This is a genomic window from Streptomyces sp. NPDC030798 (assembly GCF_055572275.1).
On sequence record NZ_JBVIDR010000007.1, the window covers coordinates 52,889 to 69,688 of the forward strand.

General features: G+C 73.6%; 13 protein-coding genes. 7 read left to right on the top strand and 6 right to left on the bottom strand.

Going from position 1 to position 16,800, the window contains the following annotated elements; genetic code table 11:
• Positions 1–13: 13 nt before the first annotated feature.
• Complete coding sequence (locus ACZ404_RS17550; protein WP_468440724.1) at positions 14–2,098, bottom strand: YhgE/Pip family protein; 2,085 nt, start codon at positions 2,096–2,098, stop codon at positions 14–16.
• Positions 2,070–2,888 carry an ATP-binding cassette domain-containing protein gene (locus ACZ404_RS17555; protein WP_468440726.1) on the bottom strand — a complete coding sequence of 273 codons (819 nt, stop codon included), beginning with the start codon at positions 2,886–2,888 and terminating at the stop codon, positions 2,070–2,072. Before ACZ404_RS17555 ends, ACZ404_RS17550 begins: the two co-directional genes overlap by 29 nt.
• Before the next feature lie 176 nt (positions 2,889–3,064).
• On the opposite strand from ACZ404_RS17555, the gene ACZ404_RS17560 reads away from it, so the two are divergent.
• The 3 genes from ACZ404_RS17560 to ACZ404_RS17570 all read left to right on the top strand — a co-directional run bounded on the left by ACZ404_RS17560 (position 3,065) and on the right by ACZ404_RS17570 (position 5,414).
• Positions 3,065–3,688, top strand: a complete 624-nt coding sequence (locus ACZ404_RS17560) for an SAV_6107 family HEPN domain-containing protein (RefSeq protein WP_468440728.1) — start codon at positions 3,065–3,067, stop codon at positions 3,686–3,688.
• A 241-nt stretch (positions 3,689–3,929) separates the two neighbouring features.
• Positions 3,930–4,754, top strand: a complete 825-nt coding sequence (locus ACZ404_RS17565) for a methyltransferase (RefSeq protein WP_468440730.1) — start codon at positions 3,930–3,932, stop codon at positions 4,752–4,754.
• 276 nt (positions 4,755–5,030) lie between these two features.
• Positions 5,031–5,414, top strand: a complete 384-nt coding sequence (locus ACZ404_RS17570) for a DUF3040 domain-containing protein (protein ID WP_468440732.1) — start codon at positions 5,031–5,033, stop codon at positions 5,412–5,414.
• 117 nt (positions 5,415–5,531) lie between these two features.
• On the opposite strand, the gene ACZ404_RS17575 is transcribed toward ACZ404_RS17570, so the two are convergent.
• The 4 genes from ACZ404_RS17575 to ACZ404_RS17590 all read right to left on the bottom strand — a co-directional run bounded on the left by ACZ404_RS17575 (position 5,532) and on the right by ACZ404_RS17590 (position 11,122).
• Positions 5,532–7,919 carry a transglutaminase TgpA family protein gene (locus tag ACZ404_RS17575; RefSeq protein ID WP_468440734.1) on the bottom strand — a complete coding sequence of 796 codons (2,388 nt, stop codon included), beginning with the start codon at positions 7,917–7,919 and terminating at the stop codon, positions 5,532–5,534.
• Positions 7,916–9,274, bottom strand: coding sequence for a DUF58 domain-containing protein (locus tag ACZ404_RS17580; protein ID WP_468440736.1), 1,359 nt, complete (start codon positions 9,272–9,274; stop codon positions 7,916–7,918). The genes ACZ404_RS17575 and ACZ404_RS17580 overlap by 4 nt, the downstream gene beginning before the upstream one ends.
• Complete coding sequence (locus ACZ404_RS17585; protein ID WP_468440738.1) at positions 9,274–10,311, bottom strand: AAA family ATPase; 1,038 nt, start codon at positions 10,309–10,311, stop codon at positions 9,274–9,276. Before ACZ404_RS17585 ends, ACZ404_RS17580 begins: the two co-directional genes overlap by 1 nt.
• 262 nt (positions 10,312–10,573) lie before the next feature.
• Positions 10,574–11,122 carry a beta-class carbonic anhydrase gene (locus ACZ404_RS17590; RefSeq protein WP_468440740.1) on the bottom strand — a complete coding sequence of 183 codons (549 nt, stop codon included), beginning with the start codon at positions 11,120–11,122 and terminating at the stop codon, positions 10,574–10,576.
• A 387-nt stretch (positions 11,123–11,509) separates the two neighbouring features.
• On the opposite strand from ACZ404_RS17590, the gene rsmH reads away from it, so the two are divergent.
• From rsmH to ACZ404_RS17610, 4 genes are all read left to right on the top strand, one after another.
• Positions 11,510–12,466, top strand: a complete 957-nt coding sequence (gene rsmH / locus ACZ404_RS17595) for a 16S rRNA (cytosine(1402)-N(4))-methyltransferase RsmH (protein WP_468440742.1) — start codon at positions 11,510–11,512, stop codon at positions 12,464–12,466.
• Between the two features lie 63 nt (positions 12,467–12,529).
• Positions 12,530–13,114 (top strand): cell division protein FtsL, encoded by a 585-nt coding sequence (gene ftsL, locus ACZ404_RS17600; protein WP_468440744.1) that lies wholly within the window; start codon positions 12,530–12,532, stop codon positions 13,112–13,114.
• Between the two features lie 5 nt (positions 13,115–13,119).
• A complete protein-coding gene (locus ACZ404_RS17605) occupies positions 13,120–15,087 on the top strand; it encodes a peptidoglycan D,D-transpeptidase FtsI family protein (RefSeq protein ID WP_468440746.1) in 1,968 nt (655 codons plus the stop codon).
• Positions 15,088–15,128: 41 nt separating this feature from the next.
• Entirely contained in the window at positions 15,129–16,796 is a 1,668-nt protein-coding gene (locus ACZ404_RS17610; RefSeq protein ID WP_468440748.1) for a UDP-N-acetylmuramoyl-L-alanyl-D-glutamate--2,6-diaminopimelate ligase, read from the top strand.
• Positions 16,797–16,800: the final 4 nt, after the last annotated feature.

Below are 16,800 nucleotides of genomic sequence, written 5' to 3' on the forward strand. Positions count from 1 at the left end.
GGACGCGCGGGGATCACAGGCTCAGCTCCGGGTGCAGCCGGTCCAGCGTCCACACCTGGCGGCGCCGGGCCGCGAGCGCGGTCAGCGCCAGGGCGCCCGCCGTGAAGGCGGTCAGCACCGCGCACGCCTGCCACACCGGGCCCAGCCCGCCGCCCGTGATCAGCCGGCGCAGGGCCTCCACGACGTAACTCATCGGCAGGAACGGGTGGATGGCGGAGAAGAAGCCCGGGCTGGTCTGCACCGGATACGTGCCGCCCGCCGAGGTCAGCTGCAGCATCAGCAGCGCCAGCACCAGGATCCGTCCGGCCGCGCCGAAGCGGGCGTTCAGCCATTGCACGATCGCCGCGAAGCACGCCGTGACCAGGCACAGGAAGCCGATCGTGCCGGCCGCCCGCAGCATCTGCAGGCCGATCGCCCAGTGCAGGACGGCCATCAGCGCGACCACCTGCAGCGCGCCCACCGCGACCACCGGCAGCCAGCCGGCCAACGCGATCCGCGAGGCCGGCGAACCGGCCGCGAGCGCACGCCGGTTGAGCGGCGGGATCAGCATGTACGCCACCATCGCGCCCACCCACAGGGACAGCGGGATGAAGTACGGGGCGAAACCGGTGCCGTAGTTGGGCGCCCTGTGCAGGTCGTGCGAGGCGAGCTGGACCGGGTCGGCCATCACACCGGTGCGCCGGTCGCGGTCCTGCTTGCCGTAGTCCGGGATCTTCCGCGCACCGTCGTGCAGACCGCCGGCGAGCTTCCCGGAGCCGCCCACCAGCTTGTACATGCCGCCGCTGAGAGTCTGGGCGCCCGATTCGGCCGTGCCCACGCCCTGGTCCAGCCGGGACGCGCCCGTGCTCGCGGTGCCCAGTCCCGCGTGGAGCTTCTTCGCGCCCGCGGCGACCTGGGCGGCGCCGTCGTTCAGCTTGTTGATCTTCGTGACCGCGTCGTCGACGTCCTCGTACAGATGCGGCGCGCGGTCGGCGAGGGCCTGCGCCTGCCGCTGCAGGGTGCCGAGGTTGTCCTTGAGCGTCTTCAGGTCGCCGTTCTGGTCGGCGATCAGGGTGTTGAGGTCGTCCGCGACGGTGGCCACGTCGGCGGCCGCCTGCCGGGCCTTCTTCAGGTCCGGGCAGACCGGGTCGGGGAGCGTCGCGGTCTCGCAGCGCCGCTGGTAGATCTCGTCCAGGGTGTCGGAGGCCGCGTGGGCCGTCTTCGCGGCGCCCGGCGCGAGCTTGACCAGGACGTCGAGGTTGTGACGGACGGCTCCCGCCGAGTCGGCGACCAGTCGCGCGGTGTCCCCGATGGTCTTCTCGTTGTCCTTCAGGAACGGACCGGCCTTCTCGTAGACGCCGTTGACGCGGTCGGCGAGGGTCCGGGTGCCGTCCGCGACCTGCCGCGAGCCGTCCTCGAGCCGGCTCGCGCCCGAGTCGAGCTTCTTGAGTCCCTTGGCGAGCCTGCCACTGCCGCTCTTGGCGTCCTTCAGGCCGTCGGCGAGGTCCTTGGAGCCCTTCTCCGCCTTCCCGATGCCGCCCTTGAGCCGGTCGGCGCCCTGGGCCGCCGTCACCGTCTTGTCGTGGATGGTGGAGAAGGAGACGAAGATCCGGTCCAGGAAGGTCCGGGACGCCTTGGTGGAAGCGGCCGAGCGGATCTCGTTGAAGACCGACCGGGAGATCTGGCCGACGATGTAGTTGTTCGCGTCGTTCGTGCGCACCCGCAGCGCGCCCGTCTCCGGGGAGTCGCCCGAACTGGAGGCGATCCGCCTGCTGAAGTCGGCCGGCATGGTCAGGGACAGGTAGTAGGTGCCGTCCTCGACGCCCCGGCGGGCCTCGGCGTCGCTCACCTCGTGCCACTCGAACGTCCGGCTGTCGCGCAGCCCGTCCACGATGTCGTCGCCGGCCGTGACCTTCTTCCCGCCGGCCGTGGCGCCCTTGTCGTCGTTCACCAGGGCCACCGGGATGCGGTCCAGGTGGCCGTAGGGGTCCCAGAAGGACCACAGGTACAGGGCTCCGTACAGCAGGGGCAGCACCAGCAGCGCGACCAGGGCGGCGCGCGGCAGCTTCCCCCGCCCGAAGCGCCTCAGCTCAAGCGCGGCGAGCCTCGGCGAGCGCATCGGCGTCCTCCTTCCGGTCGCTCTCGTCGTTGCCGCGGGCGGCGGTCGAGGTCTCGTTCGCGGTGTCGTTCGCGGTGCCGTTCCGGGCGTCGTTCCCGTCGTCGCCGCGGACCGTCGAGACGGTCACGCAATCCTCGGGAGCGGTGCGGCACACGGCGAGGACAGTCGTCCCCGCGCGCGTGAGGGAGCGCAGCAGCTTCCAGACGTCGGCGCGCTCGGTCTCCGAGAGCTTCGTGTCGACGTCGTCGACCCCGAGCAGCCGGGGGCCGCCGAGCAGGGCCAACGCGAGGGACAGGCGCAGCTCCTGGACCCGCTCCAGATCCCGTACGGGCGTCCGGGAGCCCTTGGGCAGCGTCTCCAGGTCGAGCCCGGCGGCGGCCAGCGCCGCGTCGACGCGCAGCCGTGCCTCCAGGGCGCGCTGCGGGCGGGGCCGCAGCGCCTCGCGCAGGGAGTCGCCGAACCGGCGCCGCAGCAGGGCCGCTTCGCGCAGGTGCTCCCCGACGGTCAGGGCCGGTTCGAGGTCGGTGACCCCGGGCACGTTGGCCACGGCGGCGGTCCGCCGCACGGCCGCCATGTGCCGGGGGAGTTTGAACCCGCCCACCGCGGCCACTCCTTCGGTGGGCTTCATCCGTCCCGTGAGCGCGAGCAGCAGACACGTGCGGCCGGAGCCGGACGGTCCCTCGATCGCGATCAGCGAGCCGGGCTCCGCATCGAGGGTGATGCCGCGAAAGGCCCACCCCCGCGGCCCCTTGAGCCCGAGGTCCTCGGCTGTGACGTCCACGCCGTCCACAAGCCCCCCTGCTGTTTCCCGTTTTTGAACTGACTGGTCAGTTCAAAAATACGCCCGAACCCATGACCGAGGCAAAGCCGCAGGTCAGAACGGATTGTCAGTGCCATACCTCACGATGGGCACATACGGCACCACCTGACAGGGAGTGCCGTCACCCAGACGACAGGAGGTTCGTCATGGCCAGCTCGTCCGCAGCCGCCGCCCGCCGGCGCCGCGCCTCCGGCCCTGCCCCCTCACTGACCGGCCCGGCGAGCGACGTGCACCCCGTGCTCCGCCGGGCCACGGCCCCGCCCGCCGCCCTCGACCTGCTCGCCCAGGCCCGCTCCGCACTGGAGGAGGCCACCGTCCTGCAGACGCCCAACGAGCGCTACGCGACGGCGCATCTGGCCGCCCTGCGCACCGCCGCCGCCGTGCTCGCCGCCCGGGGCCGCCCCGAGACCTCCCCGCGCCGCCGGGCCCGGATCCGCAGCGCCTGGGAGGTGCTTCCCGAGATCGCCCCCGAACTGACCGAGTGGAGCGCCCTGTTCGCCTCCGGCGCCGCCCGCCGCGCCCGCGCCGAGGCGGGCATCCAGGGCGCGGCCGGACAGCGGGACGCCGACGACCTGATACGCGACGTGGCGATGTTCCTCCGCATCGTCGAGCGGATGCTGGTGCTCCAGCCCGTCCTGCCCCAGCCCCGCCAGGACACCTCCGTCCCGCCCCAGCCACGTCAGGACGCCCCCGCGCCGCCCCGGCCACGCCCGGACCCCGCAGAGCCGGGCGCCCCGGGCGGGCGCGGCGGCCTGCCGGACGCGGGCTGACCCGCACCGCCGGCCACCGGGCGGCCGCCCCTGCCGCCTCCCTCGCCCCCCCGTCGGCCGCCCCGCCGGTCCGACGTGCGAGACGCAGCGGGCCGTACCCGGCCGCGACGACCGGGTGGGGCGGGGAGGCAATAGGGTGGAGAGCGCCTGAAGGCCTCCCCTCCTGCCACGCCCGGGCCGGGGAGGCACCCCGTTCGCGCCGCCGGGCAACAGGCGGTGCCGCGCCGAGGAGTCAACTGCCGTGTCGGACCCGATGCGCCCGCCCGCGTCCCACCACCGCCCCCCGACGGCGTCGCTGCGCTCCGACCCCCGGCCGCGGGCCTCCCTGCGGACCGCCGTGGTCTGGGACGTCCTGCAGGACGCCCTCGACCGCCGGGTCAAGGCCACGGGCCGCGAGTCGCTGGACGTGCTCGACACCGGAGGCGGCAGCGGCAACTTCGCCGTGCCCGTCGCCCGCCTCGGCCACCGCGTCACCGTCGTCGACCCCAGCCCCAACGCCCTGTTCGCGCTGGAGCGCCGTGCCGCCGAGGCCGGCGTCGCCGACCGGGTCAAGGGCGTGCAGGGCGACGCCCACGGCCTGTTCGACGTGGTCGAGCGCGGCGGCTACGACGCGGTGCTGTGCCACGGCGTGCTGGAGTACGTCGACGACCCCGCCGAGGGTGTCCGCAACGCGGTGGCGGCGCTGCGCTCCGAGGGCGTGCTCAGCCTGCTGGCCGCCGGGCTCGGCGGCGCCGTGCTCGCCCGCGCCCTCGCCGGGCACTTCAAGGAGGCCAAGCGGGCCCTGGAGGACCCCGAGGGCCGCTGGGGCGCCGGCGACCCGGTGCCGCGGCGCTTCACCGCCGAGCAGCTCACCGCGCTGGTCGAGGGTGCCGGCCTGCGGATCGGCGCCGTGCACGGCGTCCGGGTCTTCGCCGACCTGGTGCCCGGCGTCCTGGTGGACACCGAGCCCGGCGCCCTCGACGCCCTGCTGCAGCTCGAGGCCGCGGCGGCCGAGCTGCCCGCGTTCCGCTCGGTGGCCACCCAGCTCCACGTGCTCGGTGAGACCGAGGGGTCGGCGGAGGCCTGAGCGCCCCCTGCGACCCGTCGCTGATCAGGGCCTCGGCAGCGGATGGAGTACGCCACAAGCCCCCCGATCGAGCGGTTTGCGCCGTATGATCGAGGTACACGGTCCGGCATGACGGGTCGGCCGCCGGGGAATGGAAGCCTCAGCGAGCCGGGACGGCCAGGGCGGATCCCGGTTGGCCAATTGGCGTAGAGGGGCGGGTTTCACGGGGTCGATTCCCTGCCTATCCTGAAGGGACCCCCCGGGTCGCCCCGGCGACTGCACGATGAGGAGGACTCCGTGCCGCTCTCTGAGCACGAGCAGCGAATGCTTGAGCAGATGGAGCGAGCGCTGTACGCCGAAGACCCCAAGTTCGCGACAGCGCTTGAGGGAAACGGGCTGCGCACGTACACCCGGCGGCGGGTCTACCAGGCGGTCGCGGGCTTCCTCGTGGGTATCGCGCTCCTCATGGCCGGAATGGTCGCACAGCAGATCTGGGTCAGCGTGGTGGGTTTCCTCGTCATGCTGGGTTGTGCCGTACTCGCCGTCACCGGCTGGCGCAAGGCGCCCAGGCCCGGTGAACAGCCGGCGGGCGTCGCCCGCCGCCAGGTGCGGCCGAAGCGCTCCATGATGGACCGGATCGAGCAGCGCTGGCAGCGCCGCCGGGACGAGCAGGGCCGCTAGCCGCTCCCCGGCACAGCGACCTCCGTGTCCGACAGACGTGAGGGGCGGCCACCAGCCGGTGGCCGCCCCTCACGCGTGTCCCACTTCTGGGTCCCGGCTCTTCGCTCTTCCCGTGCCTCAGCTCTGCTGCCCGCTCGGCCTGCGCAGCGTCGGCCGCGCCGCCACCAGCCGCGCCCGCAGCGCCGCCCATCGGGCCGACGCCGCCCACAGCACCCGCACCGCCGAACGCGGAGCGAGCAGCGCCCGCAGCCGGGTCCGCCCGCTCACCGTGCCGTTCAGCGCGGCGACCACCCGGCGCACATCCTCCGCGAGGCCCGCCACCGGGCGCGGCCGGGGCGCGTACAGCACCTGCTCCACCGCGTCCGCCACCCGGTGCACCGCGGCCCCGGCCGCCGGGTCGAGCTGCCCCAGCCGGACGATGCGTGCCGCCGCCGTGCGCGGGGTCTGCGACTCGTCCAGCGGGATGCCGAGGTCCCAGGCGCTGTCGGTCAGCTCCTGCCAGGCCGCCAGCGTGTGGGCTGCGGCGCCCTCCTCGGTCCGGGCGTGCCCGCCGAGCCTTCTGGCACGCACCCGCGTCCGCCACAGCAGCGGCGACAGCGGGACCGCCAGCGCCGCCAGCGCACCGAGCGCGATCAGCCCGTACCACAGCCCCTGCCAGGGGCTGCCGCCACCGCTCTGCGGTGCCACCGCCGCCGACGGGCTCTCACAGGAGTCCAGCTTGCGAAGCTGCGCCGAGCAGCTGTCGCTCGGGGAGGCCGCCGCCGAGGGCGCCCGGGACGCCCCGCGCGAGGGCAGGGCCTCGTCCGGCAGCGAGGTGCCGGGGGTGTCCGGCTGGGTGTACGACGGCACGGTGCCGCGGCTCGGGGTCGGCTCGAAGCGGGTCCAGCCCACGCCCTCGAAGTACAGCTCGGGCCAGGCGTGCGCGTCCTTCAGCGTCACCGAGACCGTGCCGTCCGCCTGCGGGGTGCCGGGCGCGAATCCCACGGCCACCCGGGCCGGGATGCCGAGCGTGCGGGCCATCGCCGCCATCGCGAAGGAGAAGTGGACGCAGAAACCCTGCTTCTTCTTCAGGAAGTTCGCGATCGCGTCCGGGCCGCGGCCGACCTCCACCCGGGTGTCGTACTGGAAGCCGCCGGTCACCGAGAAGTAGTCCTGGAGCTTGACCGCCTCCTCGTAGTGGCCGGCCGAGCCCGCGGTGACCTCCCTGGCCGTCCGCGCCACCACCTTCGGCAGCGCCGACGGCACCTTGGTGTACTCGCGCTTCAGGGCCGCGGGCGGCTGCGGCGCGGCGGCCAGCTGCGCGGCGGTCGGCTGCACGTCCAGGCTGGTGACCTGGTAGGCCGCCCCGCGCGTGCTCTGCCCGTGGTCGCCGACGAGCGTCATGCCGACCGGCTCGTACCGCCAGTTGCCGCTGACCTTCACGCCGCTCGGCGGGTACGGCATGGGCAGCCAGTCCTGCGCGTACCAGTCCGCCGCCCGCACCGTCGTCCTCACCGTCGCGCGCTTGACGCCCGGGTCCAGTCCGATGGGCGTGGGGAAGACGTCCGGCACGCCCACGATGTGCCGCTGGGACGGCTTCCAGGTCGTGCCGTCGAAGTCGTCCAGGGACACGATCCGCAAGTACATGTCGGAGAGGTCGGACGCACTGGTCTTCAGCGAGAGCACCTGGCGGTCGTTCTCCACGTTCAGGCTGTCGCGCAGCGACACCAGAGGGTTGACCGCGGAGATCGTGCCGCCGTTCCCGTTGCCCGTGCCCACACCCGTTCCGGCCGCGTCCAGCAGACCGCCCTGCATCGCGGGCAGGGCGAGCGGCACCATCAGGGCGACCCCGAGGGCGACGGCGCCGATCCGGCGCCCGGTGCGCACCGGGGCCACCGCACCGCCCTCCGGGGCGCCCGGGGCGCGGGCCGCGCCGCCGAAGACGCGCCCCCACTGGGCGAGCCGCTCCCGGCCCTCGGCGAGCAGCAGCATCAGATAGCCGGCCGCCGCGAGCAGGAACCACACCCAGTCGCCGGCGCCGTCGGACAGCCCCGCGGCCACCGAGTACAGCGCGAGCAGCGGCAGCCCGGCCGGGGCCGCGCTGCGGAAGGTCACCGCGAGGGTGTCCACCAGCAGGCCGATCAGCAGCACACCGCCGATCAGCATCAGCTTGATGCCGTCGGTGAGCGGCGCCGGTATCGCGTACCGGCTGACGTCGTCCGAGCCCTGCTGGAGCAGGTCGGCGAAGTGCTGGAAGGCCTGCGGGCCGGGGATCAGCCCGGCGACCGACTGCTGCCGGGCGAAGACCAGGCACAGCAGCATCAGGGACACCAGGGCCTGTGCCGCCACGGTCAGCGGCCGGGCCAGCGGAACCCGCCGGGCCACCGCGCCCACGATGGTCTGCACCGCGACCAGCACGCCCGCCTGCAGCAGCCAGGTGGGCTGATCGACCAGGGGCAGCAGGGCGCACGCGGCCAGCAGCGTGGCCGCCGCGGCGCACAGCGCCAGTCGTGCCCGCCCGCTCATCCCCGTGCCTCCCCGCTCACGGCGGTCAGACCCGAGCGCTCCCGGTCCGCCTGCCGCCACAGATCGTCCAGCGAGGCGCCGCGCGGCACGCTCAGCGCCGTCCAGCCCGCCTCCCGCAGCATGCGCAGCCGCTCCGCGTGCCGGTCGCCCGGCTTCGGCACGTCGGTCGCCTCGCGCACCCAGGTGTCCGGGTCCAGCAGGAAGGCGACCGCGCCGCCGCTGCGCCGGCTCATCTTGGCGATCGTCGCCGCCTGCTCCTCGTCCAGGTCGCCCAGGAAGGCGATCAGCAGCCCCTCGTTCCCGCCGCGCAGCGTGTCGTAGGCCCGGGACAGGCTCACGCCGTCGGAGTGGTCGATCACCGCGAGGGTGTCCATCATCAGCCCGGCCGCGTCCGCGGTCTCCTGCCCGCCCGCGAACCCGTCGGCGCCCTCGCCGGGCACCGCGCTGCCGCCGTCCGTGAGGAGGCGCACCGAGAAGCCCCGCTCCAGCATGTGCACCAGCACCGAGGCGGTGCCGGAGACGGCCCACTCGAAGGCCGAGTCGGGGCCCGCGCCCTCGTAGCCGACGGCCCGGGTGTCCAGCAGCACCGTGCAGCGGGAGCGGCGCGGCTGCTCCTCGCGGCGCACCATCAGCTCGCCGTAGCGCGCGGTGGAGCGCCAGTGGACCCGGCGCAGGTCGTCGCCGTAGCGGTACCCGCGCGGGATCACGTCGTCCTCGCCGGCGAGGGCCAGCGCGCGCTGCCGCCCGTCGCCGTACCCCTTGGCCTCGCCGCTGAAGCGGACCGGGGCCAGCGGCGTCACGCGCGGGATCACGGTCAGCGTGTCGTACGCCGAGAAGGCGCGGGTCAGTTCGCACATCCCGAACGGGTCGCTCAGCCGCAGCTGCAGCGGGCCCAGCGGATAGCGGCCGCGCAGGTCGGAGCGGACCCGGTAGGACACCTCGCGGCGGCCCCCCGGCTCCACGCGGTCCAGCACGAAGCGGGGCCGGGGCCCCAGCACGTAGGGCACCCGGTCCTGGAGCATCAGCAGGCCGGTGGGCAGCCGGGAGACGTTGTCCACCCGCAGATGCACCCGGGCCTCGCTGCCGGCGGGCACGCGTGCGGGGGAGAGCCGGCGGCCGCCGGCCACGCGGTAGCGCGTGCGGTGGAGAACGGCCGCGCACAGCAGGGGCAGCACGGAAAGCAGCAGGCCGACCCGCAGCAGATCGCTCTGGCCCAGCACATACGCGCAGATCGCGGCCGCGACCCCGGCGGCCAGGAAGGAGCGCCCGCGGGTGGTGAGGCCCGCGAGGGCCGTACGGACGCCGCCCGCCTCCCCGCGGTCGGCCTCCGCCCGCCCCGTCCCCCCGGTGCTCATCACAGACTCCGCGGCGGCTGCTGGGGATACGCCGGGATGGTGCGGCCCAGCCCGCCGAAGCCGTTCTGCTGCGGTGTCGCGGGCACCGGGGTGTGCTGCAGGATCTCCTGCACCACCTGCTCGGCCGTACGGCGGTTCAGCTGGGCCTGGGCGGTGGGCAGCAGCCGGTGGGCGAGGACGGCGACCGCGAGCGCCTGGACGTCGTCCGGCAGCGCGTACTCCCGCCCGCCGAGGGCGGCGGCCGCCTTGGCCGCGCGCAGCAGGTGCAGCGTCGCGCGCGGGGAGGCGCCGAGTCTGAGGTCGGGGTGGGTGCGGGTGGCGGCGACCAGCTCGACCGCGTACCGCCGGACGGCCTCGGAGACGTGGACCCCGCGCACGGCCTCGATCAGCTTGACGATGTCGTGCGCGTGCGCCACCGGCTGCAGGTCCTCCAGCGGGCTCACCCCGCCGTGGACGTCGAGCATCTGCAGCTCGGCCTCCACGCTCGGGTAGCCCACCGAGACCCGGGCCATGAAGCGGTCGCGCTGGGCCTCGGGCAGCGGGTAGGTGCCCTCCATCTCGACCGGGTTCTGGGTGGCCACCACCATGAAGGGGCTGGGCAGTTCGTAGGTCTGCCCGTCGATGGTGACCTGCCGCTCCTCCATCGACTCCAGCAGCGCCGACTGGGTCTTGGGCGAGGCGCGGTTGATCTCGTCGCCGATCACGATCTGCGCGAAGATGGCGCCCGGCTTGAACTCGAAGTCCCGGCGCTGCTGGTCCCAGATGGACACACCCGTGATGTCCGAGGGCAGCAGGTCGGGCGTGAACTGGATGCGCCGCACCGAGCAGTCGATGGACCGCGCCAGTGCCTTGGCGAGCATCGTCTTGCCCACCCCGGGGACGTCCTCGATCAACAGGTGTCCCTCGGCGAGCAGTACGGTCAGCGAAAGCCGTACGACCTCGGGCTTGCCCTCGATCACACCCTCCACCGAACTGCGGACGCGCTCCACAGTGGCGGTCAGATCAGTGAGGCTCGCTCGATCGTCATAGGTCGTCACCCGGCCCTCCTCGGCCCGTTCTTACTCCGGGCCGACGCTCTGTGCTGCGAAACCGGCCCACCCCGAATCACGGACACCGTGCGGAAAAAGTTCCGCGCGACGCCACACCCGCATTCTTGCTGCCGTTACCGATTCGTGTCACTCGCCTGTGGACAACTGCCCGCACTATGTCGGTCTTACGGTCTTTTCGGCCGCTCTTTTCGACACGGTGCGGCGGCATCCCGGCGCGGCACGGGTGTTCGCGGCGGGCCGGTGCCCGTCGTCAGGCGGGGTCGATCTCGCGCAGCCGGCCGGTCTTGACGTCGAACACGAATCCGCGCACGTCCTCGGTGTGCAGCAGGAACGGCGAGGTCCGCACGCGCTGCATCGACTGGCGCACGTCCTGGTCGACGTCCCGGAAGGCCTCCACGGCCCAGGCGGGACGCTGGCCGACCTCCAGCTCGAGGTCGTGCCGGAAGTCCTCGGTGAGGGACTCCATCCCGCACCCGGTGTGATGGATCAGGACGACGCTGCGGGTGCCGAGCGCTCGCTGGCTGATGGTCAGGGAGCGGATCACGTCGTCGGTGACGACTCCGCCCGCGTTGCGGATGGTGTGACAGTCGCCGAGCTGGAGACCGAGGGCCTTGTGCAGGTCGAGTCGGGCGTCCATGCAGGCCACGACCGCGACGCGGAGGACCGGACGGGCGTCCATCCCGGGGTCGGTGAACTCGTCGGCGTACGCCTGGTTGGCCTCGAAGAGGCGATCGGTGACCGTTTCGCCGCCTGCTATGGCGCCCTCGCGCCCGGTGGGAGCTGCTGCAGAAGTCGTCATACTCAAGAAGGTAATGGTCATCCGCGTTCCGGTCCTGCTGTGCAGAGCGGACAAAGAACGCCATTGTGGCTTGTTGTGAGCGACTCCACACGCAGGGCAAACCGGATCCGCACTCGACCGGGCGACGCGCAGGCCGGTTGATTGACCGCGAGACGCGGTGGACTAAAGTGACGCGCAGCGGGAGGCGCGGCTCTCCCTGCTGGTGAAACCCCCGGAGACCCCGGCCGACACCCGGACCGTCTCCCCACGTGCGCGGCGCGTACGTACGGCTCGGCCTCCTCCCGCTCCCGGCCGGCTGACGCTTCCGGCGCCGGCAGGCCTCCCCTTCACCGAGCGGGCGGGGACCCGGCGGTGCGTACGGGCCCGCCGGAAAGCGAGAGGCCCCCCTTGAGCGAGAGTCGACACGTCCCCGTCATGCTCCGGCGGTGCCTGGATCTGCTGGCACCCGCCCTGGAGCGGCCGGGAGCGGTGGTCGTCGACTGCACCCTCGGCCTCGGCGGCCACAGCGAGGCGCTGCTGGCCCGGTTCCCCGAGGCGCGGCTGATCGGCCTCGACCGGGACAAGGAGGCGCTGCGCCTGTCGGGTGAGCGGCTGGCGCCGTACGGGGAGCGCGCCACCCTCGTGCACGCCGTCTACGACGAGCTGCCCGACGTCCTCGAACGGCTCGGCATCCCGCGCGTGCAGGGCGTGCTGTTCGACCTCGGCGTCTCCTCCATGCAGCTGGACGAGGCCGGCCGCGGCTTCGCCTACGCCCAGGACGCCCCCCTCGACATGCGCATGGACCAGACGACCGGCATCAGCGCCGCCGAGGTCCTCAACACCTACCCGGCCGGCGAGCTGGTGCGCATCCTGCGCGCGTACGGCGAGGAGAAGCAGGCCAAGCGGATCGTCTCCGCGATCGTCCGCGAGCGCGAGAAGGAGCCGTTCAGCAACAGCGCGCGGCTCGTGGAACTGATCCGGGACGCCCTGCCGCAGGCCGCCAAGCGCACCGGCGGCAACCCGGCCAAGCGCACCTTCCAGGCGCTGCGCATCGAGGTCAACGGCGAGCTGTCGGTCCTGGAGCGGGCCGTCCCGGCGGCGGTGAAGGCGCTCGACGTGCGCGGGCGCATCGCCGTGCTGTCGTACCACTCGCTGGAGGACCGGCTGGTGAAACAGGTGTTCGCGGCGGGCGCCGCCTCCACCGCGCCGCCCGGGCTGCCGGTCGTGCCCGAGCGCTACCAGCCGCGGCTCAAGCTGCTCACGCGCGGTGCCGAACTTCCCACCGAGGAAGAGATCGCCCAGAACCGCCGGGCCGCTCCGGCCCGGCTGCGGGGTGCCGAGCGCATCAGGGAGGACGCCGAGTGAGCGAAACGGGTCGGTTGGCTTTCCGCACTCGACCGTCGGCGCCCCGAAGCCACCGGAGGCCCAGTGAGTAGGACACCCGAACTGAAGGGGAGGGCCGCCCGGCTCGCCCGGCTCTTCCCGGCCGGCCGCGCCCGCGCCGCCCGCGCCCCGTTCGTCCTCCTCGTCGTTCTGCTGCTCGGCGGCGGCCTCATCGGGCTGCTGGTGCTGAACTCCGCGCTCAGCGCGGGCTCCTTCAAACTCGACGACCTGCAGAAGCAGACGAAGAACCTCACCGACGAGGAGCAGGCCCTCCAGCGCGACATCGACGCCTACTCGTCCCCCGACGCCCTCCAGCGCCGCGCCCGCGAACTCGGCATGGTCCCCGGCGGCGACCCGGCCTTCCTCGCCCCCGACGGCACCGTCAAGGGCGTACCCGGCCCGGCGAGCCCCGAGCCCGCCTCCCTCACCGGCCCGGCCGCCCCCGGCACCGCCGCCACCCCGGCCGCCGGACCCTCCGCGGCCCCCGCGGCCTCCTCGGCGCCGCCGGCCGAGCCCCCCGCCACGCCCGCGCCCACGTCCTCGGCGCCGGCCGGGGCGGCCACCCCGGCGACGGCGGTGGCGCCGCTCACCACCCTCCAGCCCGTTCCCACCCCGACCCCCGGCAGGTGACGGAAGTGTCCGACAGGGAACCGCCGCGCCGTCGCGTCCCCGGCCCCGCGAAGCCACCCCGGCCGCGAGGCGCCGTGCGGCGGCAGCCCGGCCCCGGCGCCCGCCCGGCGGCCCGCCGCCCCGGCGGCTACCGGCCCCCGCCCCCGCCCGTCCTCAGGCTCGGCAGCCCCCGGCCCCGGCTGCGCATGGTGGGCCTCGCCCTGACCCTGGTGCTGGCCGCCTTCGTCGTACGACTGCTCCAGGTCCAGGCCGTGGACGCCAGCACCTACACCGCCAAGGCCGAGCAGAACAGATACGTCGTGCACACCCTGGCCGCCGAGCGCGGCGGGATCACCGACCGCAACGGCGTCGCGCTCGCCATCAGCGAGGACGCGTACGACATCACGGCCGATCCCACGATGTTCACCGCCAAGCAACTGAAGATCGCCGACGGGCCCGAGCAGGCCGCCGCGCTGCTCGCGCCGATCCTCGGCCAGGACCAGGCCGCGATCGTCAAGAAGCTCAGGCCCCAGAACAAGCTGTCCCGCTACGCCAAGCTCGCCTCCCGCCAGACCCCCGAGGTCTGGAAGCAGATCAAGGACCTCAAGGCCGCGCTCGCCAAGAAGGCCGGGACCGACGCCAGGTCCGCCAACGTCCTCGCCGGTGTCTTCGCCGACCCCAGCAGCAAGCGCGTGTACCCCAACGGCGACCTCGCCGCCGGGATACTGGGCTGGGTCAACGCCGACGGCAAGGGCGGCGGCGGCATCGAGCAGGAGCTGAACAACCAGCTGTCCGGCAAGGACGGCCGGATCCGCTACGCCCAGTCCGGCGGCCGCGAGGTGCCCACCGCGGGCTCCACGGAGACTCCCGCCGTGCCCGGCTCCGACGTCGAGCTCACCATCGACCGCGACATCCAGTGGGCTGCGCAGAACGCCATCACCGAGCAGGTCAAGCAGTCCAGGGCGGACCGCGGCTACGTCGTCGTCCAGGACACCCGCACCGGGCAGGTGCTCGCCATGGCCAACTCGCCCGGCTTCGACCCGAACGACCTGGCGAAGGCCGACGGCGACGCCATGGGCAACGCGGCCGTCCAGGACGCCTTCGAGCCCGGCTCCACCGCCAAGGTGATGTCGATGGCGGCCGTGCTGGAGCAGGGCGTGGCCACCCCGCTCACCCATGTCGTCGTACCGAACCGGCTGCACCGAGGCGATCGGCTCTTCCAGGACGACGTCGACCACGGCACCTGGTACCTGACCCTCAACGGCGTGCTCGCCAAGTCCAGCAACATCGGCACGATCCTCGCCACCGGCGAGCTGGGCAAAACCCAGCCGCAGGCCAACAAGGTGCTCTACTCGTACCTGCACAAGTTCGGCATCGGCGCCCCCACCGGGCTCGGCTTCCCCGGCGAGACCAGTGGCATCCTGGCCCCGCCCGGCGCGTGGTCGACGTCGCAGCAGTACACGATTCCTTTCGGCCAGGGCTTCTCGCTCAGTGCCATGCAGGCCGCCTCCGTGTACTCGACCATCGCCAACGGCGGCGTCCGGGTGGAGCCGACCCTGGTGCGCGGCACCAAGGGCCCCGACGGGCGCTTCACGCCGGCCCCGCAGCCCAAGAAGACGCGCGTGGTCAGTGCGAAGACCGCCAGGACGGTCGCCCAGATGTTGGAGTCCGTCGTGGACGACGAGCAGGGCACCGGCATCAAGGCCCGCATTCCCGGGTACCGGGTGGCGGGCAAGACCGGCACGGCCAACCGTGTGGATCCGGCCACCGGCCGGTACCGCGGCTACACCTCGTCGTTCGCCGGATTCGCACCCGCGGACAAGCCGCGGATCACCGTCTACTGCGCGATCCAGAACGCCACGTCCGGCAGCTACTTCGGCGGCCAGATCTGCGGCCCCGTCTACAAGCAGGTGATGGAGTTCGCCCTGAAGACCCTCCAGGTCCCGCCGACCGGGGCGAAGCCCGCGAACCTGCCCGTCAGCTACAAGCCCTGATCAGCCGCCCGCGGCGGCGAACGACCCCCAGGAACGAACCCGTGACGACGATCACTCCCGATTCCGGGAACCAAGGCGCCCCCGAGGGCACCCAGGAGCCCTCACTTCGCTCCGGAGCGGGTGCGCCCGGTACGCTCACCGCCGTGCCACACGCTGATCAGTCCCAAACCACCCAGAAGGGCGCTTCCGTGACATACCCGGGGCCGCCGCGACCGGTTCAGGTCTCCGCCACACCCCTCGCGGAACTGGCCGATCAGCTGGGTACCGCCGCTCCGGCGGCGGCCGCCGGGGTCACGGGGATCACCCACGACTCGCGCGCCGTCCGCCCCGGCGACCTGTACGCCGCCCTCCCGGGGGCCCGCCTGCACGGCGCCGACTTCGTCACCCAGGCCGCCGGCCTCGGCGCGGTCGCCGTGCTGACCGACCCCACGGGCGCCGAGCGCGCCGCCGCGACCGGACTGCCGGTCCTGGTCGTCGACGACCCCCGCGCGCGGATGGGCGAACTCGCGGCCACCATCTACGGCCGGCCCGGCCGCGACCTGCTCCAGATCGGCATCACCGGCACCTCCGGCAAGACCACCACCGCCTACCTCGTCGAGGGCGGCCTCAGGACGGCCAAGTCCACCGGCCTGGTCGGCACCGTCGAGATGCGCATCGGCGACGAGCGCATCAAGTCCGAGCGCACCACCCCCGAGGCCACCGACCTGCAGGCCCTGTTCGCCGTCATGCGCGAACGCGGCGTCGAGGCCGTCGCCATGGAGGTCTCCAGCCACGCCCTGGTCCTCGGCCGGGTCGACGGCTGCGTGTTCGACATCGCGGTGTTCACCAACCTCAGCCCGGAACACATGGAGTTCCACTCCGACATGGAGGACTACTTCCGGGCCAAGGCACAGCTCTTCACCCCGAAACGCAGCAGACTGGGCGTCGTCAACACCGACGACGCCTACGGCCGCCGGCTCGCGACGGAGGCGACCGTCCCGGTCGTCACCTTCTCCGCCGAGGGCCACCCGGACGCCGACTGGCGTGCCGAGGACGTCCGGATCGGCCCCCTGGACTCGACGTTCACCGTCCTCGGCCCGCACGGTGAGCGCGTGCACGCCAGGTCGCCGCTCGCCGGGCCCTTCAACGTGGCGAACACCCTCGCCGCCATCGTCGCCCTCGCCGCGGCCGGCCTCGATGCGCAGGCCGCCGCCGACGGCATCGCCGCCGTGCCGGGCGTCCCCGGCCGCCTGGAGCGGGTGGACGCCGGGCAGCCCTACCTCGCCGTCGTCGACTACGCGCACAAGACCGACGCGGTCGAGTCGGTCCTCAAGGCGCTGCGCAAGGTCACCAAGGGCCATCTGCACGTCGTCCTCGGCTGCGGCGGCGACCGCGACCGGACCAAGCGCGCCCCGATGGGCGCCGCCGCGGCCCGGTTCGCCGACACGGCCGTACTGACCTCCGACAACCCCCGCTCCGAGGATCCCCTCGCGATCCTCGCCGCCATGCTCCAGGGCGCGGCCTCCGTGCCCGCGCACGAACGGGGCGAGGTGCTCCTCTTCGAGGACCGGGCCGCCGCGATCGCCGCCGCGGTGGGCCGCGCCGCGCCCGGCGACACCGTGCTGGTCGCGGGCAAGGGCCACGAGCAGGGCCAGGACATCGCCGGCGTGGTCCGTCCCTTCGACGACCGCCAGGTGCTTCGCGAAGCTATCCAGAAGACCCAGGGATGAACTT

Coding starts and splice junctions, on each gene's coding strand:
- ACZ404_RS17590 (WP_468440740.1), bottom strand. CDS start 11,122: ATGACGACTTCTGCAGCAGCTCCCACCGGGCGCGAGGGCGCCATAGCA.
- ACZ404_RS17550 (WP_468440724.1), bottom strand. CDS start 2,098: ATGCGCTCGCCGAGGCTCGCCGCGCTTGAGCTGAGGCGCTTCGGGCGG.
- ACZ404_RS17560 (WP_468440728.1), top strand. CDS start 3,065: ATGGCCAGCTCGTCCGCAGCCGCCGCCCGCCGGCGCCGCGCCTCCGGC.
- ACZ404_RS17575 (WP_468440734.1), bottom strand. CDS start 7,919: ATGAGCGGGCGGGCACGACTGGCGCTGTGCGCCGCGGCGGCCACGCTG.
- ACZ404_RS17580 (WP_468440736.1), bottom strand. CDS start 9,274: ATGAGCACCGGGGGGACGGGGCGGGCGGAGGCCGACCGCGGGGAGGCG.